Raw genomic sequence first — 18,220 nt, 5'->3', positions numbered from 1 at the left:
GATAGCGTGGCAATAACGACCAGGACGGGACAGTGGGTGCGCCATCGCCGGGCCAACTTGTGAAACCTGAAATATAGTGGCTGGAGATTTTTTGCGGAACAAAGCCAGTTTTACGGAACTGGCGGGAACGAGAAAAATAGTGAGTACTATCTCTGGAAGTGGCATGTGCGCTGGTGCCCGGAGCCGGAATCGAACCGGCACGCCCTTACAGGCGGGAGATTTTAAGTCTCCAGTGTCTACCAGTTTCACCATCCGGGCAGCGCGGCGAGATTCTAGCACAGGTGATGCTTGTTACGCCATCTTGTGCCTGTCTGCTAGATCGATGGTCGGCGTTCTTCATTGTTTTTGATCGCCCGCCGGCTATGCGTTGGGTATGACGGTCCTGCTATTCGTTCTGGCGTGACTGATGTGTGTTGTAAAATGAGATATTCGCTTCAGCATGGAAAATGAGTGTTTTATGCAATGTATATATTTTGTCAAAAAATCAATTTCCCTATACTTGAAGTATGTGGCATGCATTACTTTACTGGGTATCAGCTTCTCCGCTTTTTCTTCAGATGACATTAATTACGATCCTTACGCACAAGTAAGAGCCGAACAGTTTGAGGCGTTCACTTCCAATACTGTCTCCTGTATGGAAGTAAGGGCGCGTGGAGCACTATTGCAGGGAATTCGTGATAGTGAAAAAATTATGGCTTGGATAAAGGAGGTTTGTGGTCCATTTCTGCGAAACTTTATGATCGAATCATTAAAGCGGCCAGCGGCGGAAGCTGATCAATTTATTCACGCCATAGCTTCTCGACAGTTACGTAGTATTCCTGGCCTCAGTTTTGTAGAGCCGCCTAATGTCGTGAAAAAACAGAATCCGACATTGGGCCTCCAACCTGCACCTTTGAGACAATTTATGTGGAATAAACCCGCAGTTCTGAAAGGGATATTGATGCGAGGACAATTTTCCAACTGTTGTACCTCTGGCGTAGCTGAAAATGCTAATTTTTATTCTGTTCGTTTAGAAAAAAACACAGGCATGACCGGTGAAAACGGTGATGAAGGCAAGCCGAATATTGATTTCGTCAGAGAGGTGCAAATTGAGAGTTCCGCAGTCAAGAGAGCTGACGAATCAAAAATAGGTAAAGCAGTTAGAGTCTCATGCATTGCGCTCATCTTTGGGAATACTGGCCACTATGCTCGTCCTGTGTATTGCGAAGGGGCCTCAATTCACTAATTTAGTAACATCGCCTCATGCGCGGGTTGGCAGGACAGCGCCGCGAACGATGTGATCATTGAATCAGTCCTGGATTCCAGCTTCAATTTCAAAGCGATTCCAGACCTCTCTGTTTTTGGCATCCGCAGCATCCTGGCGCATAGCATAGCCCACCTCGTTATACACAACTTTTTACCACTTTAAAATCAAAGGGTTACAGCAATTTCTTCAGCGCGTACCCCACAGTGGTGGCGCCAGAAAAATGCTATTTTTCTTAGCTTTCAGCCGTAAATTGCTCGAATTTTAGGCAATTTTTGACATGGACGGTGATTCCGAGATTTTCTTGGATACTTGTGTATAACGGGGTGAGCATAGCCCTGTTTCGTTTCGCTCGTATTTGGAGCGACACCTTCGAGTGCCGTGAGCGACGAGGCGTAGTAATCTTTGAGTAATTTTTCTGCGGAGGTTTTTTTGCAACGACCTTCAATGCAGCTGGGTAGATCTTCTTTAAATCTGCCTTGGCCTTTTTGATGCAAATTCGCATGGGCGGGACCGCATCATCCAGCTTCCCAAGTTGAACTTGCAAGATAGCGGCATGGGTCTCCATGCGGCACATTAATGTTTGAAACTGCGTCTGTACGCGGAAGGCATCAAGAGGATCTGATTTTTCTTCTGCATGTACGGTAGGCTGCGCGAGAGCGAGGGCTACCGCAAACCAATATTTTTTCATGTAAGACGCCGAAGTAATCCTGGAGCCAGATTGTATGAAAAATCAACAACTGGAAATCTATCCAATTGTTGCAATATTTTGCCAGTAGTACATCCAATGTAGCGCGCAGCTTGCGTTGAACATGGAATTGACGCCGTGTTGGAGTGATTGGCTCCAACACGAGCATGGCTTGAGTTTTATTGGTGCCGATCAAGCATCAAAACGTCGCCTTGAACTGCACCCCATACGTGCGCGGCTCGTTGACGATGCCGGTCAGGTTGTTGAATTCGATGGCGCCCAAGGCCTGGACCTGGTTGGTGATGTTGCGGCCGTACGCGGAGAGTTCGTAGCGGTCCCATTTGTAGCCGACGCGCAAGCCGCCTTCGAGCAGTTCCTTGGCCTTGTATTCCTTCGCTTCATACAGGAAGAAGTTGTAGCTGGTGCGGTAGGCCCAGTCCGTGTAGGCGTAGAACTCGCCATTGGCGAGGGGGATGCTGTATTTCAAGGTGAAGTTGGTTTGCCATTCGGGCGCGCGCGGCAGCGGGTTACCGTCGATGTAGGCCGTGCCGACGAAGGGGCCGACGGGGTCGGTGACGGTGCAGCCGCTGGCCGGGGTGTTCTGGGCGTTGCCGCAGCTTTGCACGTACAGCTTTTTGTCCTGGATCTCGGTGTGGTTATAGCTGCCGCCCAGGGTCATGCTGAGCGAGTCGCTGAGGTTGGCCTGGAAGTCCAGCTCCACGCCCTGGCCGGTGGCCTTCTCGGCATTGAGCAGGCGGTTCATGTTGACCACGCCGCTGCCGGCCGTCAATTGCTTGTCTTTCACGCGGTACTGGAATACGGCCAGGCTCAGGCGGGCACGCTTGTCGAACAGGTCTTGCTTGATGCCCGCTTCCAGCGACAGCACTTTTTCGGCGCCGGCCTGCGAGGGGCGGTCGGCCAAGCCGTTCAGGCGGCCCTGCATCGATGGCGCGCGGTAGCCGGTGGCGATGCGCGCGTAGGCGTTCGTTTCCGGCGTCAGCACATAGGTGCCGCTCAGGTCCCAGCTGACGTTGTGCGAGGTGTCATTCAGGTTGAACGGGCCGGCCGTGGTCGCTTCCACGCGCTTGGCCGAGAAATCCTTCTTGTCGCTCGTGTAGCGCAGGCCGGCGCGCAGTTTCAGGGCGTCAGAGACCGTGTAGTTGAGCGAGCCGAAGGCCGCGTACGACTTCGAGCTCTGGTTTTGCGTGGCGTAGGCGCTGTTTTGCGGATTGCCGGGCGCCAGGCTGTCAAAGCTGATGCTGTCGATCTGGATGTCTTCCTTGAAGTAGAACAGGCCGCCTATCCATTGCAGCGGGCCTTTTGCGCTCGATTCGGCGCGGAATTCCTGTGAAATCTGCTTGTGGTTGGGAATCACGTCGGCCGTTTCCACGACGAAAGGAATGAAGCCGGGGCCCATCGGCGGCGCGTACACGGCGCCATAGCCGCCGTCGACGTCGGCGCGGCTGAAGAAATCGAGTTTTTCGTAGCCGGTGACGGAATGCAGGGTGACGCCGGGCAAGTCCCATTTCAGGCGCATGCTGCCACCCTTGGTTTTCAGGTGCTGGCGGTTGATGCCATCGGTCGGGTAGGAGCCATAATCGAAATTGTCGACCAGGTCGTTGGTGCCCTGTTTCAGGATGTTGGCGCGGAACAAGGTGGCCGTGCCATCGAGGTTGCGCGCGTGCACGTTGAACAGGGCGGTGAAGTCGCGCGTGGGCTTGACCAGCAGTTGCAGGCGGGCGGCGCTGTCTTCATAGCCTTCGAAGTCGCGCGTGCCGGTGGGACGCGGGTTATGCACGCGGTCGCCGCGGCGCTGCGTCTGGCCGGAAAAGCGCAGGGCCACGGTGTCGCTGACGGGCACGTTGAAGGCGCCTTCCAGGTTCTTCATGCCATCCTTGCCGAAGCCGCCGCTCAGGTAGCCTTCCGTCTTGAAGACCGGCTTGGCGGAATCGAACTTGATCACGCCGGCCGGCGAGTTGCGGCCAAACAAGGTGCCTTGCGGGCCGCGCAGTACCTCGACCTGATCCACGTCGAACACGGGAAAACCCTTGAGCATGGCGTTTTCCTGCACCACGTCGTCCATCACCAGACCCACTGGCTGGGAGGCGTTCAGGTCGAAGTCGGTGTTGCCCAGGCCGCGAATGTAGAAGCGGGGAAAGGTACGGCCGTAATCCGACTCGACCGAGACGCTGGGCGAGCGGCTGTTGAGGAAGCGGATGTCGGCGCCGCCGGCCGTCAGGGTGTCGAGCTTGTCGCCTTTCAGGGTGGCGATGGACATGGGCACGTCCTTGATGTTTTCCGCGCGCCGCTGGGCCGTCACGATCACCGTTTCCAGCTGGCCAGGACCAGCCTGTGCCGCTGGTGCGGCCGGCGCCGGGACGCTGTCCTGCGCCATTGCCTGCAGGGGAAAGGCGGCAGTGATTGCCAAGGCAATCAGGCTGTGGCGGATGGTGCTGGCGTGTGTGCTGGCATGCGGTGTCATCATGAAACGGCTCCTGTCGGTCAAGGTTGTTCGTAAGGTCCAGGCAGGCGCAAGTCCGCTAGACGAAAAATCATGCTAGCACGGAAAGTTTTGGTATTCATGCCATTTTCCAGGCAAGACTATTTATATGTGTTTCGACTCAATACGTGAATAAAATCGTATTTGTCGTCAATATCGGGCGGGTGCATAGTGGGGGTGCCGGCAGGCTTGTGCCAGCGCAAAGGATGGCTTGGCCACCGAAATCTTTCCCTGCTACAGCGCAAACATGCCGGCGCCATGGCGTGCCAGCGCTCAGTGTGCAGTGCGGAAAATACGACAATTCCCCTTTTTTCTTCTGCCATGCGATGTTGTTGTATTGCCACATCATGGAATGGCATCTTGCCTGCCAGTTGCTGGGCGCGGCGCATGCACGAACAATGATGTTGCCACAAGGTAGTTACAGGCAAGATCTGGCGTAGAATATAATTCATTGCAAATGAGAAACTTATATTTCTACCATGTTAATCTTTTCCGCAAGTACGCCGCCCGTTGACGGCGTCCGGCTTTCCGAGCTGATCGCCGCCCTGAGCCAGGCCCTGGACATCACGGAGGGACAGCCAGAAGGCCATTGCATCCGCTGTTGCTGGATCGGCATGCACGTGGGACGCGAACTGGGCATGGCGGATGAAGACCTGTGGAATCTGTATTACACCCTGCTGCTCAAGGACCTGGGCTGCAGCAGCAATGCCGCGCGCATCTGCGAGCTCTACCTGACGGATGATCTGTCTTTCAAACAAGGCTTCAAGACGGTGGGCGACAGTCTGCCGCAAGTGCTCAAATTCGTCCTCAAGCACACGGGCCTGAAGGCGGGCCTGGCCGAGCGATTCCGCGCCGTGATGACGATCTTGCGCGACGGCGCGCACATCGCGCAGGAACTGATCGCCACGCGCTGCCAGCGCGGCGCCGACATCGCGCGCCTGCTGCGCTTTCCGGAATCCGTGGCGCAGGGCATCTACAGCCTCGACGAACACCACAATGGCCAGGGCAAGCCGGACAAACTGGCAGGCCAGGCGATTCCCTTGTTTTCGCGCATTGCCCTGCTGGCACAGGTGATCGACGTGTTTCATACGGCCGATGGGGCGCGCGCCGCCCAGGCCGAGGTGCGCCAGCGCACGGGCAGCTGGTTTGACCCGCAATTGGTGCAGGCGTTCGAGCGGGTGGCGCAGTCGGCCGCCTTCTGGTCCATGTTGCGCTCGCAGGACCTGACGGCCGCCGTGGCGGCGCTGGAGCCCGCCAACCATTCCGTGCCGGTGGATGAGGATTATCTCGACGACATCGCTGCCGCGTTCGGTCAGGTGGTCGATTCGAAAAGCCCGTACACGAGCGGGCACAGCGCCAGGGTAGCCTTGTATGCGGACATGATCGCCGAAACCTTGGGCGTGACGCCGGAGCGGCGCCGCTGGCTCAAGCGGGGTGCCTTGCTGCATGACGTCGGGAAACTTGGCGTCAGCAATAGCGTGCTGGACAAGGCCGGCAAACTCGACGCGGATGAGTGGCTGGCCGTGCAGCAGCACGCACACTATACGCAAACGATTTTGTCACGCATTGATGCGTTTGCCGAACTGGCTGTCGTGGCCGCTGCGCACCATGAGCGGCTCGATGGCAAGGGCTATCCGCGCGGCTTGACGGCCGACGACATCAGCCTGGAAACGCGCATCATCACCACGGCCGATATTTTCGACGCCATCACGGCCGACCGGCCATATCGGGGGCCAATTCCCATTCCGCAGGCGCTCGAGATCATGGGCGAGACTGTGGGCACAGCCATCGACGCGCAGTGTTTTGCCGCCTTGAAAGTGGCGCTGGAGCGCTTGCCCGAACTCACGTAGCCGGAGAGCGAGTGCCTGGTGGCGTCAGCGCGGGCTGGCGTGTTGTTGCAACGTGACAGGGGAGGTGCCAGTTGCGGCTTTCCCCTGTGCCTGTGATCTGCTTAAAACTCTTCCCAATCGCCGGCCGTCACGGCTTGCGCTTGCACCGCACGGGGTTTTGCCGGCGCGGCCTGGCGCTTGACGGTGCTGCTGGCCGCAGCCGGTACCAGGCGCAGCGGTTTTGCGCTGGCGCGTGCTGCCGCCGTCGTGCGCGCCGGTGCCGCCACCTGGCCGTCGTGCGTCTTGAAGATACTCACGGTTTGCACCAGGTTGCTGGCCTGGTCGCGCAGCGATTCTGCGGCCGCCGCCGCTTCTTCCACCAGCGCCGCATTTTGTTGCGTGACGCTATCCATCTGCGCCACCGCCTGATTGATCTGCTCGATGCCGGCGGACTGTTCCTGGCTGGCCATCGTGATTTCAGCGATGATGTTGCTGACGCTGGCGACACTGGCGACTACCTCGGACATCGTCGTGCCCGCTTGCGCCGCCAGCTTGGCGCCCGCATCGACGCGGCTCACGGAATCGTCGATCAACGTCTTGATTTCCTTGGCCGCGCTGGCGCTGCGCTGGGCCAGGCCGCGCACCTCGGTTGCCACGACGGCGAAGCCACGGCCCTGTTCGCCGGCACGCGCCGCTTCCACTGCGGCATTCAGGGCCAGGATATTGGTCTGGAAGGCGATGCCGTCGATGACGCTGATGATGTCGACAATCTTGCGCGACGATTCGCTGATCAGGTCCATGGTGCCCATCACTTGCCCCACCACGGCGCCGCCCTTGCTGGCGACGTCCGATGCGGTTGTCGCCAGCACATTGGCTTCGCGGGCATTTTCCGCATTCTTGCGCACGGTGCTGGTGAGCTCTTCCATTGAGGAAGCCGTTTCTTCCAGTGAACTGGCTTGTTGTTCCGTGCGCATGGAAAGATCGTTGTTGCCGGTGGAAATCTCCGCGGCGGCCAGGGCTACCGTGTCGGAATCCTGGCGCACGGATGAGACTACCGAGGTCAGCGACACTTGCATGCGTTGCAGCGCCGACAGCACGCTGACGCTATCGTTCGCCGCGACGCTGAGTTTTCCTGTCAGGTCGCCGCCGGCAAGCAGGCTGACGGCGTCGCACAATTGGCGCGGTTCGGCACCGAGTGCCTTGAGCAAGTGGCGCGTGATGAGCCAGCCCGCCAGGGCCGCCAGCACGATGGACAGCATGCTGGCGCCGATGAGGATGTTCCGGTTGAGAATGTACTGCGCGTCGTCTTCCTGCAGGATGAGGGCGGAGCGCTGGTCTGTCAGCGTGAAATATTCATCGGTGGCGGCGACGAGAGCGGCCAGCAGCGGACGGCATTCCTCGTTCATCTTGACGATGGCTAGTTCGGTTTTCTTTTGCAGCGCCAGGTCCACGATGGCCAGCGCCACGGGAGCATAGCGTTTTTCGATGCTGTCGATCTTGTTGATACTGCTGCGCACCTCGTCCGATACCTCCGGCTTCTGTGCCAGCTGCAGCAGGCGCTGCATGTCCTTGACGACATCGGCCTGCGCCTGCAACACGTGTTGGCGCTCGATTTCCAGGTCTTCCGGCTTGGTGACGAGCACCAGGTTCCTGGCCGCCACGGCGCGCATGTCGATCGCGTCACGCACGCGGTGCGCCGTATTGGCGCGGGCTGTGATGCCGGTGACATACTGCTCAAAGCTGTCGTTGGAGTTGGAAAAACTCCGTATGGACAGGATCGAGATGCCGATGAGGAAAAAGACCAGCAGGCCGAAGGCCAGAGTCAGTTGCTTGCGAACAGTTAATTGATTCATGATGCCTCTCCCAGAATACGTTATGAAATTAGAAACGGCGCTCGTGTGGTGCCGGTAGCCATATATCGTTGGCCAATGGGCCGCGCCTTGCGCAGTGCATCTCTATCCAGAACACGGATTCGTGGTGTGAGGATCGCGTTACTTAAAAACTGATTTCAATAATTTATTTGTTTTATTTATTGAATTCATCGTTGCATAAAAAAATCAGTAAATCAATGAGATTTTCGTGCCAAAAAACAACTTTTTAGCATGGACGTCCAATGCCGGGGGGGCACCGGCCGGCGAGACAGTCCAGCGGCAACGGGCGTGAAGGCCGTTGACCCTGGCGGTCTGTGATCAGATGGGAAACGCGCCCGCGCCCGATACATTCAGGCAGGCGACCTTGTCGCTGGAAAAGTACTTGATTTGTCCCAGGCCGATGGCGTAGCAGCCATCGCTGAGCGGGGAAATGGGGCCGGTGAGTTTTTCGCCGCTGACCAGGGTCACCACCCAGGGCGTGGTGGCCGGTTTGCCCGCGTGGGCCAGTGCGTGTTGTACCAGGTCTGACATGCTGCCTCCGATGGAAATCAAAACCCGATGATAGCAGTGTACCCGCGCCTTACGCGTCGGCCAGCAGATTCTTGGGCAGCGCCACCGACACCAGTTTCCAGCGCCACAGGCCGTCGCGCGTCAGGGTCAGCTCGCCGATATGGCTCTTGCTATGGGCGCGCTGCACCACGACCTTGTCCCACGCGGTGTAGCGCAGCTTGTAGTCGGGTTTGGCATTGCGCTTGCGGCCGCTGATGTCGCTGACCTTGGCGATCGGCTTTTCGTAGCGGTCATTGAGCTTCATCAAGGCGACGATGCCTTCAGGCATCAGCATGGTATCGAGCAAGGGGTCGATGACGTCGGGGCTGATGTCGTCGGCCACTTCCGGCGCCGAGAACAGGGCATGCAGTTGCTGCCCCAGGCTGCCGCGCAGCTGCGCCAGGTCGATTTGCGCAGCCAGAGCCTGGGTATCCTCGTCCATGGTTGCCGCGCGGATCTTGTTCATGGTGAAATACGGGCTGCCATAGAAGGCGCCGGCCAGCGCGACCAGTGCCACTAGAGCGAGAAGCAACATTCTTTTCATCGTGCAATCTCTCGGATGCCTGGCGACCCGCTGCGCCTGAAGTGTTGGCATTCTACATAATATTTCCAAAAATCAATATGACGGTTCAGGTAAGTGTTGTTTTAGATCAAGTTTCGTCAGAGTAATTCCGGCGGCAAGGTAATATCCGCCAATTTCCAATCCCAGATGCCATGCCGGCGCAGCAAAAACTGGCTGGCGGCGGGGCCGGCGCCGCTGCGCCGCAGCACCACTTCGTTCCACGAGCGGTACGCCATGCCGAAGTCGTGGCGCTTGCCATCCGCCCCTTGCTTGCCGTGCAGGATCAGCAGCGTGATACCGGGCGGCGAGACGATGGTGTCGAGCATTTCCTTGAAATCGTCGTCGCCGGCCGTTTCGCCGGCCGCCCGCAACTGGCGCGCCACGCTGGCGCGCACGGCGGGCAGGTCGGCCTGCTGCGCCAGGTTTTCCAGGCGCACGGATTTCGCCGCGATGCTGATGCGGTACATGGCGATATAGGGGCTGACCCAGGTGAAGCCGATGGCGGCAACGCTAAAAATGATCGCGGTGGCGTACTTTCTTTTCATGGTCCGTGTTTTTGTATGAGCTGTGCCGCCGTGATTTTACCCGGCCAGGGGCGATGGATGGTGTAGCATTCGTGCCGGCGCGGACCATCGCGCCGCATTATTGAGGACAACCATGAATATCACTATCAATCAGGTGCTGCAGTCGTATATCGACCCGCTCACCGCCAGCGAATACGCGGCGCTCGAACGCAGCCTGCTGGCCGAAGGCTGCCGCGACGCGCTGGTGCTGTGGAACGACGTGCTGATCGACGGGCATAACCGCTACGCCATCTGCCGCCAGCACGGCATCGAATTCAAGACCATCCAGAACACCAGCTTTACTTCGCTTGACGACGTCATGCTGTGGATGATCGACAATCATTTGGCGCGCCGCAGCGTGTCGGACTTCCAGCGCGGCGTGCTGGCCTTGCGCAAGAAAGAAATCGTCGCCGCGCGCAGCCCGGCGCCCGTTAGCGCGGCTGACGCGCCGGACGGCGAAAACGCGCCGAAACCCCCCATGAGCACGCGCGAAGAGGTGGCCAAGGCGGCGCGCTTGAGCAGCAACCAGATCAGCCAGATCGAAAAAATCCAGAAGGCGGCCGCGCCGGAGCTGGTGGAAGCCGTCCGTTCGGGCACGATCTCGATCAATGCGGCGGCCACCGTGGCGTCGCTGCCGCCGGAAGAGCAGGTGGCGGCCGTCGCCGGTGGCAAGAAATTATTACGCCAGGCGGCCAAGGAAATCCGCGAACAGCGCGCCGCCACGCGCACGCCGCGCGAGCCGAAAGCGCCTCACGTGTCGCAGGACACGCCGGAAACGGGCAATGAGCCGTGGGCCGAGAATGCAGCCCAGGCGCCGTCCGAAGCGGAACGCCTGCGCGGCGAGATCGCCAGCCTGAAACAGCGGGTGGCGCAGCTGCAGGCGGAGAATACGGAGTTGAACCAGCGCATAGCTGCCTTGATCGACGCATCCTGACTATTGGAGTAGTGCATGCCAGCTCGCTGTGCCCTGTTCGCCGCCATCGCCTGCGGCGCCGTCGCCGTTCCCCCGGTACTGGCAGCACCCGCCGCTTCTGTTGCTGACATGGCCCGCTGGCAGGCGCAGGCCGCCAACGTCAGCATTGCGCGCGATACGTGGGGCATTCCCCATGTGACGGGCAAGAGCGATGCCGATGCCGTCTTCGGCTTGATGTATGCGCAAGCCGAGGATGATTTTCCCCGCGTGGAGCTCAATTACATCAACGCCATGGGGCGGCTGGCGGAGGTGGAGGGCGAGCGGGAACTGTACCGCGACCTGCGCATGAAGCTCTTCATCGACCCGCTTGAGCTGCAAGCGCAGTACGGCGCCAGCCCGCCGTGGCTGCGCACATTGATGGATGCCTTTGCCGATGGCCTCAATTTTTACCTGGCCACGCACCCGCACGTGAAACCGCGGCTGATCGCGCATTTCGAGCCGTGGATGGCCCTCAGTTTCAGCGAAGGCAGCATCGGCGGCGATATCGAGTCCGTCAACCTGGCGCAGCTCGAAGCGTTTTATGGGCAGCAAGCCAGGCCCTTCACGGTGGCGCTGGCCAGCCTGGAAACGGGCTTGGACCCCGAACCGAGCGGTTCGAACGGCTTTGCCATCGCGCCCGCCATCACGAAAAATGGCCACGCGCTGCTGATGATCAATCCGCACACGTCCTTTTACTTCCGTCCCGAAGTGCAGATGACCAGTGGCGAGGGCCTGAATGCGTATGGCGCCGTCACCTGGGGCCAGTTCTTCGTCTACCAGGGCTTCAACGAGCGCCTGGGCTGGATGCACACCTCGGGCGGCGGCGACGTCATCGACGAATACCTGGAAAGCATCGTCGAGCGGGATGGCGCATGGTTCTACCGCTATGACGGCGCGCTGCGCCCCTTGAAAGCCGTGCCGATTACCGTGCCATATAAGCTGGCGAGTGGCGCCATGGGGGCGAAAACCATCACCGTCTATTACAGCCACCACGGTCCCATCGTGCGCGCGCAGGACGGGCGCTGGGTGGCCGTGCGCCTGATGCACTCGCCCTTGAAGGCGCTCATGCAATCGTACACGCGCACCAAGGCGCGCGATTACGCGGCGTTTTACAAGAGCATGGAACTGCGCACGAATTCGTCGAACAACACGGTATATGCGGATGCGGACGGCAATATCGCCTATTTTCACGGTAATTTCATTCCCGTGCGCGACCCGCGCTTCAACTGGAAGCAGCCCGTCGACGGCAGCGATCCGGCCACGGAATGGCAAGGGCTGCACACCGTGGCGCAAACCATCACCCTGTTCAATCCGAAGAATGGCTGGATACAGAACACCAACAACTGGCCGTATTCGGCGGCTGGCGCCAACAGCCCACGCCAGCAGGACTATCCCGCCTACATGTCGGTCTACGGTGAAAACGCGCGCGGCCTGCATGCGGTCAAGGTCTTCCAGAATAGGACGGGTTTTACCCTGGATAGCCTGATCGCCGCGTCCTACGACAGCGAACTGACGGCCTTCGAAGCGCTGCTGCCGCCACTGTTCGCGGCATACGATGCGCTGCCGGCCGGCGACGCGCAACAGCTGGCGCTGGCCGACAAGGTCGCGCTGCTGCGGGCCTGGGACTGGCGCTATGCGCTGACGTCCACGGCCACTTCGCTGGCCGTGTTCTGGGGCCAGGAGCTGGCGGAACTGACGGGTAAACAGGCGCGCGAGCAGGGCGTGCCCGTGGTCGATTTCATGGCGACGGAGAAGGTCACGGCGGCGCAGCGCCTGGCGGCCTTGGCCGGCGCCGCCGATAAACTGCAGCGCGATTTCGGCCACTGGCAAACGCCATGGGGCGAGATCAACCGCTACCAGCGCTTGACGGGCGACGTGGTGCAGCCGTTTGACGATGCGCAAGCCAGCTTGCCCGTGCCTTACGCGTCGGGCAACTGGGGTGCGCTGGCGGCGTATGGCCAGAGCAGCAAGAGCACGACGCGACGCATCTATGGCGAGCGTGGCAACAGCTTTGTGGCGGCCGTGGAATTCGGCCCCCGCATCAAGGCGAAAAGCATCCTTGCCGGTGGCCAGAGCGGCGACCCGAAGTCGCCGCACTTCCAGGACCAGGCAGCCATGTATGCGCGCGGGGAATTCAAGGACGTGCTGTTTTATCCCGAGCAGGTGGAACAGCACCTGGAGCGCAGGTACCGGCCGGGGAATGAGGCAGCCCCATAGCAAACGCCGGGGTCGTACCCTCAGGGTACGACCCCAGTAGTTCTGGTCTTGGGTTGATTTGAAATATCAAATCGCGTCCAGCGCCGTGCGCAAGTCATGCCGCAGGTCTTCGATGTCTTCGATGCCCACCGACAGGCGGATCAAGCCGTCGCCGATGCCCAGCTTGGCCCGCTGTTCGGTCGGGATGCTGGCGTGCGTCATCAGGGCTGGGTGTTCGATCAGGCTTTCCACGCCGCCCAGGCTTTCGGCCAGGGCGAACACTTCACAGCGCTCCAGGAAGCGGCGCGCGCCGGCCAGATCCGTATCGAGGTCGATGGAGATGATGCCGCCGAAGCCATCCATCTGGCGCTGCGCCAGCGCGTGCTGCGGGTGCGATGCCAGGCCCGGATAAAACACGCTTTTCACTTCCTTTTGCCGCTCCAGCCATTGCGCCAGCGCTAGCGCGCTGGCGCAATGGCGCTGCATGCGGATGGCCAGCGTCTTGATGCCGCGCAAAGCCAAAAAGCTGTCGAAAGGCCCGGCAATCGCACCCACCGAGTTTTGCAAGAAGCCCAGCTGCTCGCGCCATTCGGCCTGGCGTTCTTCCGCGCCGACGATGGCGATGCCGCCGATGATGTCCGAGTGGCCGTTCAGATACTTGGTGGTCGAGTGCACGACGATATCAAAACCGTGTTCCAGGGGGCGCTGCACCAGCGGGCTGGCGAAGGTGTTGTCGGCCACGGCGATGATGCCCCGTGCGCGGCAGATGTCGGCAATCGCGCGCAGGTCGGCCAGTTTCAGCATGGGGTTGGTGGGCGTTTCCACCCACACCATCTTCGTTTCCGGGCGCAGCGCGGCCAGCAGGTTTTCCGGATTGGTCAAATCCACATACGTAAATTCGTGGCCGGCCGAGCGGCGGCGCACGCGCTCAAATAAACGGTAGGTGCCGCCGTACATGTCGTCGCCGGCGACGATGTGGCTGCCAGCGTCCAGCAATTCCAGTACGGACGAGATGGCGGCCAGGCCCGAGGCGAACGCGAAGGCCGCGCTGCCGCCTTCCAGGTCAGCCACGCAGCGCTCCAGCGCCCAGCGCGTGGGATTGTGCGAGCGGCCATAATCGAGGCCCTTGTGCACGCCGGGACTCTCTTGCACGAAGGTGGAGGTGGCGTAAATGGGCGGCATGATGGCGCCCGTCGACGGGTCGGGCGACTGGCCGGCGTGGATGACGCGCGTGGCGAGGTGGCTCTTGCGGGTGGTTTCTTGGCTCAAGATAGTGTCCTGCGTAAGTGATTGAGAAGGTCGAAGCGGGTGATCAGGCCATAGAAGGCGGTATCGTCGGCGACGACGGCCGTCAAGCCCCGGTCCAGGGTGGCGCGCAGGGCGGGCAAGCCGCTTGAGGGCGCCAGGGTTTCGATCTGCGTCGTCATGGTGGCGCCCACCAGACCGGCGAAATGGGCGGCGTCGCCCGAGACGTGCAGCAGCAAGTCCGATTCATCGAGGATGCCCACCAGCTGGCCGTTATCGATGACGGGCAGCTGCGCCAGGTCGCTGGCGCGCATGCGGTTGAAGGCGGTCAGCAGGGTGTCGCCCGGCGCCACGCTGACGACGTCGCCCTCGTCGTAGCGGCGCCCGATCAGGTCGCGCAAGTCGCCCGAGGGCGCCCGCTGCAACAGGCCCTGGTCGCGCATCCAGCCGTCGTTGTAGACTTTGGATAAATAGCGCGTCCCCGTGTCGCACACAAACGTGACGACGCGCTTTGGCGTGGTTTGTTCGCGGCAGTACTTGAGGGCGGCTGCCAGCAGGGTGCCGGTGGACGAGCCGCCTAAAATGCCTTCGGCGCGCAGCAGGGCGCGCGCGGAATCAAAACTTTCCTGGTCCGTGATGGTGTAGGCCCGCGTGACGCTGTCCATGTCGGCAATCGACGGGATAAAATCTTCGCCGATGCCTTCGACGGCCCACGAGCCGCTCGTGTCCGACACCTTGCCCGTGTCGATGTATTCGGTGAGGATGGAGCCCTGCGGGTCGGCCAGCACGAATTCCAGCTTGGGCTGCGCCTTGCGGAAGTAGCGCGTCAGGCCCGTCAGGGTGCCGGAGGAACCGACGCCGACGACGATGGCGTCCACGTCATGGCCGCTTTGCTCCCAGATTTCGGGCGCCGTCGTCGTTTCGTGGGCCAGCGGATTGGCGGGATTGTTGAACTGGTCGGCGAAGAAGGCGCCCGGCAGTTCGCGCGCCAGGCGTGCCGCGTAATCCTGGTAGTACTCGGGATGGCCCTTGCCCACATCCGAGCGCGTGGTGTGCACTTCCGCGCCCAGGGCCTTCAGGTGCAGCACTTTTTCCGTCGACATCTTGTCGGGCACGACTAAAATCACGCGGTAGCCCTTGATGCGGCCGACCAGCGCCAGGCCGATGCCGGTGTTGCCGGCGGTGGCCTCGACGATGGTGCCGCCCGGCTGCAAGCGGCCGTCGGCTTCGGCCGCTTCGATGATGGACAGGCCGATGCGGTCCTTGATGGAACCGCCGGGGTTTTGCGATTCCAGTTTCAGGAACAGCTGGCACCGGCCTGTGTCGAGCCTGGTGACTTCGACCAGCGGGGTATTGCCGATCAGCGTGTATAGCGCTGGCGGCTGGGATGGGGATGGCATTCGATCATTCATGGTGGCTCCTGTCAGAGAAACAGCCGCTCCGGATTGTGTCCCGAGCAGCCTTCCGTGCCGCGCAGTGTAGGCGGGTGGACGAGTGCGGCGAACGAATGTTTATATGCTTGCATATGCGCCCTGCGCATATCGGCGGCAAGGTGCGCGATGCGAGTATGCGCCGTTTTTCGCCCGCTTGCCGCGCCAAAGGCAGGACTATTAAGCTGCCGCAAGTCCTCCATTGCGATTTATAATCACGCCTCGAAAAGATACTAAATAGTATTGAAATTACTCAGACAGGGCAGGCGGCAGTGGCAAAACTTTATTTCCGGTATTCCGCGATTATTCACCCCTACCAAACTACACACTTTGGACAAAAAGCTCTAAAAAGCGAATGGGAAACCTGCATATACCGCGAAAATTTTCAAAATTTCCTTACTCGAATGCATTGATATATTCATTGCTATACCCTATAGTGCCAAACTATGTATCGGGTAGTAACGTCGCGGACGCCACCACTCGCAAGAAAGATTGCTAAAATGTCCAGCCTCCACTATAGATTTTCAGCCATGAATGCCGGTAAAAGTACCTACCTGCTCCAAGTAGCGCACAACTACAACGAGAACGGGATGAGAGTCCTGCTCCTAACATCTGCACTTGATGGCCGCGATGGATATGGGGTGATTGCATCGCGTATTGGACTCAAGAGCGATGCGACGACCTACAGTCCAGAAACTGACTTCGATGTGCTATTGCAAGATGCTGATGTGTCTTGTGTTCTTGTGGATGAAGCTCAGTTTTTGTCTGTTGACCAAGTCCATCAGCTTCATAAGTGGGTTCATACTAGGAATACCCCGGTCATGTGCTTTGGTATCCGCTCTGATTTTCGGGGCGACCCGTTCCCTGGCTCAGCGGCGCTCCTCGCTTTGGCCGATAGTCTTGAAGAAATTAAGACTATCTGTAAGTGCGGCAAGAAGGCCACCATGAACATACGAACGGATGAAAATGGAGTTCGGGTTCGTGAGGGCGACCAAGTCCTCATTGGGGGAAACAGCCGCTATCGTCAAGTATGCGCAAGGTGTTTTTACAACTGATTCATGTAGTCGTTATCTCTCTCCGGGGGTAAGGGCTTTTGTGTTTTGGGTTGCCTTCTCACCGTACCCATCTCAATTGTTATGACTATTAGTGGAGCGAGATGTGAGGCCTCTGGCAATCCTTCTCTGTCCGTATATTCCACGTCGAAGGTCGAAATGTTCGTCTCATCCAAAATTCGTGTCTTGACGGACGAGACGGGCGCGTACACAGATTTGCCTGGCCTTCTGACTCCAGAGGGCGTGCTGACACCTCTACTCGACTACTGCCTTACCCGTGCTCACGACAGAAGCCTTGTTTGGATGGGGAAAGTGGTCAGGTCAGTGCAGATGTTCCTTGAGTACATGCATGTCAACCCGCTCGAGCGGGATACGCATGTCTTATTTCGAAACTTCGCGCAGCGGCTTTACACCGGCACCTTCGACTTGAAATCGGGGTTCGACCCAAGTTGGCTGGCTTGGCCAGCTCGTTCCGCAGCGGACGCACAACATATAATTACTGACCTCACCCTTTTCTTCGAATGGCTTAGCAAGGAGAGGCCGAATGCCGCTCAAGTCAATCCGAGATATGTAGGTAATGCATTTGACCAAGCATGCGACGGCGCTGCTTACAATCATCGACGTGATGCTGGATTGCTGGGCCATACTTGGGGAGCCAATGCCGGTCCGTCGCCTGCGGGCTTTAGGGTGCGGGCACAACGGCGGCCCCGGGTAACCAGTTCTGACCCTCCTTCGTTCCCAGACGATAGGTTCAGGGAACTGCTTGATAGCGGATTCAAAGTCGGTGCTCGTTATGACTACCGGGGCATCCTCATAAGCTTGCTTTGTCACGGCGCAGGCTTTCGGGAATCAGAGCCTTTCCACCTCTACATCGAAGATGTCGTGCCGGACCCTTCAAATCCAAAGTCCGCGTTAGTTCGCATCCATCATCCTTCGCAAGGTTTTTCTCCCCATGGCTGGCGTGACGCATTGGGTCGGGAGCGCAAAGCCAATAGGGCCACCTACTTGGCTGAGCGGTTTGGGTTGCTACCTCGCAATCTGATGTTAAGCAGTCAGTCAGCCGGTTGGAAAGGGGGACTGCACGATGGAGAATATTATAAAGAAGCCTATTGGTTTGAGCCCGAGCTCGGAGAGCTGTTTTTGACCGTCTGGAATAAATACCTGCGCACCGTGGCGCAAGTCAACAGGACTCACCCATTCGCCTTTATCAACCTAAGTAGGGAGCCAATTGGTGATATGTACACATTAAGCCAGTTTAACAAGGCGCATGCTCAAGCGTGCAGGCGCATTGGCCTAGTTGTGCGCAAAGACCTAGGGACCACTACGCACGGCCACAGGCACGCTTACGGACGTCGACTCAAGAATGCAGGCGTGACTACTTTCTTTTTGCAAAAGTTCATGCATCATAGTTCTGAAGAGAGTCAGAAAGTTTACACCACTCCGACCGCTCAGGAAACCCGAAACGCGCTTTTAGTCGCTGCGGAAAGGTTACGTATCGCAAACCCAAACTTAGGGATATCAGTCCCCCTCCCTTGAAATG

Annotated in this window: 14 protein-coding genes and 1 tRNA gene; 6 read left to right on the top strand and 9 right to left on the bottom strand. The window is 59.1% G+C overall.

What is annotated here, in order from left to right; all coding sequences use genetic code 11:
- Window positions 1-171: 171 nt before the first annotated feature.
- Window positions 172-258: transfer RNA gene (locus CNX70_RS18775), tRNA-Leu, on the bottom strand.
- Between the two features lie 181 nt (window positions 259-439).
- Here CNX70_RS18775 and CNX70_RS28335 point away from each other — a divergent pair.
- Complete coding sequence (locus tag CNX70_RS28335; protein WP_167389684.1) at window positions 440-1,225, top strand: hypothetical protein; 786 nt, start codon at window positions 440-442, stop codon at window positions 1,223-1,225.
- A 253-nt stretch (window positions 1,226-1,478) separates the two neighbouring features.
- On the opposite strand, the gene CNX70_RS18770 is transcribed toward CNX70_RS28335, so the two are convergent.
- Both CNX70_RS18770 and CNX70_RS18765 read right to left on the bottom strand, forming a co-directional pair.
- Entirely contained in the window at window positions 1,479-1,934 is a 456-nt protein-coding gene (locus CNX70_RS18770) for a hypothetical protein (RefSeq protein WP_096236059.1), read from the bottom strand.
- A 196-nt stretch (window positions 1,935-2,130) separates the two neighbouring features.
- Window positions 2,131-4,413 (bottom strand): TonB-dependent receptor, encoded by a 2,283-nt coding sequence (locus CNX70_RS18765; protein WP_096238547.1) that lies wholly within the window; start codon window positions 4,411-4,413, stop codon window positions 2,131-2,133.
- 497 nt (window positions 4,414-4,910) lie between these two features.
- Here CNX70_RS18765 and CNX70_RS18760 point away from each other — a divergent pair, with 497 nt between their 5' ends.
- Complete coding sequence (locus CNX70_RS18760; protein ID WP_096236057.1) at window positions 4,911-6,281, top strand: HD-GYP domain-containing protein; 1,371 nt, start codon at window positions 4,911-4,913, stop codon at window positions 6,279-6,281.
- 101 nt (window positions 6,282-6,382) lie between these two features.
- Here the strand turns inward: CNX70_RS18760 and CNX70_RS29150 are convergent, their stop codons facing one another.
- The 4 genes from CNX70_RS29150 to CNX70_RS18740 form a co-directional block, all read right to left on the bottom strand.
- Window positions 6,383-8,113 (bottom strand): methyl-accepting chemotaxis protein, encoded by a 1,731-nt coding sequence (locus tag CNX70_RS29150; RefSeq protein ID WP_096236055.1) that lies wholly within the window; start codon window positions 8,111-8,113, stop codon window positions 6,383-6,385.
- Window positions 8,114-8,449: 336 nt separating this feature from the next.
- The gene (locus CNX70_RS18750) at window positions 8,450-8,662 is read right to left on the bottom strand and encodes a hypothetical protein (protein ID WP_099763360.1); all 213 of its coding nucleotides are present in this window, start codon (window positions 8,660-8,662) and stop codon (window positions 8,450-8,452) included.
- A gap of 49 nt (window positions 8,663-8,711) precedes the next feature.
- Complete coding sequence (locus CNX70_RS18745; RefSeq protein WP_157751147.1) at window positions 8,712-9,215, bottom strand: DUF2939 domain-containing protein; 504 nt, start codon at window positions 9,213-9,215, stop codon at window positions 8,712-8,714.
- 125 nt (window positions 9,216-9,340) lie between these two features.
- Window positions 9,341-9,787: a DUF2939 domain-containing protein gene (locus CNX70_RS18740; protein WP_096236051.1), complete on the bottom strand. Its 447-nt coding sequence runs from the start codon at window positions 9,785-9,787 to the stop codon at window positions 9,341-9,343.
- 112 nt (window positions 9,788-9,899) lie between these two features.
- Here CNX70_RS18740 and CNX70_RS18735 point away from each other — a divergent pair, with 112 nt between their 5' ends.
- Both CNX70_RS18735 and CNX70_RS18730 read left to right on the top strand, forming a co-directional pair.
- Window positions 9,900-10,739 carry a hypothetical protein gene (locus CNX70_RS18735; protein WP_096236049.1) on the top strand — a complete coding sequence of 280 codons (840 nt, stop codon included), beginning with the start codon at window positions 9,900-9,902 and terminating at the stop codon, window positions 10,737-10,739.
- Between the two features lie 15 nt (window positions 10,740-10,754).
- Window positions 10,755-12,974 carry a penicillin acylase family protein gene (locus CNX70_RS18730; RefSeq protein WP_096236047.1) on the top strand — a complete coding sequence of 740 codons (2,220 nt, stop codon included), beginning with the start codon at window positions 10,755-10,757 and terminating at the stop codon, window positions 12,972-12,974.
- 66 nt (window positions 12,975-13,040) lie between these two features.
- Here CNX70_RS18730 and CNX70_RS18725 read toward each other — a convergent pair whose 3' ends face one another.
- Both CNX70_RS18725 and CNX70_RS18720 read right to left on the bottom strand, forming a co-directional pair.
- A complete protein-coding gene (locus tag CNX70_RS18725; RefSeq protein WP_096236045.1) occupies window positions 13,041-14,222 on the bottom strand; it encodes a trans-sulfuration enzyme family protein in 1,182 nt (393 codons plus the stop codon).
- Entirely contained in the window at window positions 14,219-15,610 is a 1,392-nt protein-coding gene (locus CNX70_RS18720) for a pyridoxal-phosphate dependent enzyme (protein WP_425269193.1), read from the bottom strand. Before CNX70_RS18720 ends, CNX70_RS18725 begins: the two co-directional genes overlap by 4 nt.
- Before the next feature lie 518 nt (window positions 15,611-16,128).
- Here CNX70_RS18720 and CNX70_RS18715 point away from each other — a divergent pair.
- Both CNX70_RS18715 and gmtY read left to right on the top strand, forming a co-directional pair.
- Complete coding sequence (locus tag CNX70_RS18715; protein ID WP_096236041.1) at window positions 16,129-16,683, top strand: thymidine kinase; 555 nt, start codon at window positions 16,129-16,131, stop codon at window positions 16,681-16,683.
- Window positions 16,684-16,839: 156 nt separating this feature from the next.
- Window positions 16,840-18,216 carry a gamma-mobile-trio recombinase GmtY gene (gmtY, locus tag CNX70_RS18710; RefSeq protein ID WP_096236039.1) on the top strand — a complete coding sequence of 459 codons (1,377 nt, stop codon included), beginning with the start codon at window positions 16,840-16,842 and terminating at the stop codon, window positions 18,214-18,216.
- Window positions 18,217-18,220: the final 4 nt, after the last annotated feature.

This window comes from Janthinobacterium svalbardense (genome assembly GCF_002327145.1).
GTDB classification, from domain to species: domain Bacteria; phylum Pseudomonadota; class Gammaproteobacteria; order Burkholderiales; family Burkholderiaceae_D; genus Janthinobacterium; species Janthinobacterium tructae.
Note: the sequence above shows the minus strand (reverse complement) of the source record. Positions and strands in the feature narration are given on the sequence as shown.

Bases quoted from the DNA above. Each gene is read 5' to 3' on its own strand.
- CNX70_RS28335 (WP_167389684.1), top strand. From the start codon at position 440: ATGGAAAATGAGTGTTTTATGCAATGTATATATTTTGTCAAAAAATCA.
- CNX70_RS18770 (WP_096236059.1), bottom strand. From the start codon at position 1,934: ATGAAAAAATATTGGTTTGCGGTAGCCCTCGCTCTCGCGCAGCCTACC.
- CNX70_RS18745 (WP_157751147.1), bottom strand. From the start codon at position 9,215: ATGTTGCTTCTCGCTCTAGTGGCACTGGTCGCGCTGGCCGGCGCCTTC.
- CNX70_RS18760 (WP_096236057.1), top strand. From the start codon at position 4,911: ATGTTAATCTTTTCCGCAAGTACGCCGCCCGTTGACGGCGTCCGGCTT.
- CNX70_RS18720 (WP_425269193.1), bottom strand. From the start codon at position 15,610: ATGAATGATCGAATGCCATCCCCATCCCAGCCGCCAGCGCTATACACG.
- CNX70_RS29150 (WP_096236055.1), bottom strand. From the start codon at position 8,113: ATGAATCAATTAACTGTTCGCAAGCAACTGACTCTGGCCTTCGGCCTG.
- CNX70_RS18730 (WP_096236047.1), top strand. From the start codon at position 10,755: ATGCCAGCTCGCTGTGCCCTGTTCGCCGCCATCGCCTGCGGCGCCGTC.
- CNX70_RS18740 (WP_096236051.1), bottom strand. From the start codon at position 9,787: ATGAAAAGAAAGTACGCCACCGCGATCATTTTTAGCGTTGCCGCCATC.
- CNX70_RS18765 (WP_096238547.1), bottom strand. From the start codon at position 4,413: ATGACACCGCATGCCAGCACACACGCCAGCACCATCCGCCACAGCCTG.
- CNX70_RS18735 (WP_096236049.1), top strand. From the start codon at position 9,900: ATGAATATCACTATCAATCAGGTGCTGCAGTCGTATATCGACCCGCTC.
- CNX70_RS18715 (WP_096236041.1), top strand. From the start codon at position 16,129: ATGTCCAGCCTCCACTATAGATTTTCAGCCATGAATGCCGGTAAAAGT.
- gmtY (WP_096236039.1), top strand. From the start codon at position 16,840: ATGTTCGTCTCATCCAAAATTCGTGTCTTGACGGACGAGACGGGCGCG.
- CNX70_RS18750 (WP_099763360.1), bottom strand. From the start codon at position 8,662: ATGTCAGACCTGGTACAACACGCACTGGCCCACGCGGGCAAACCGGCC.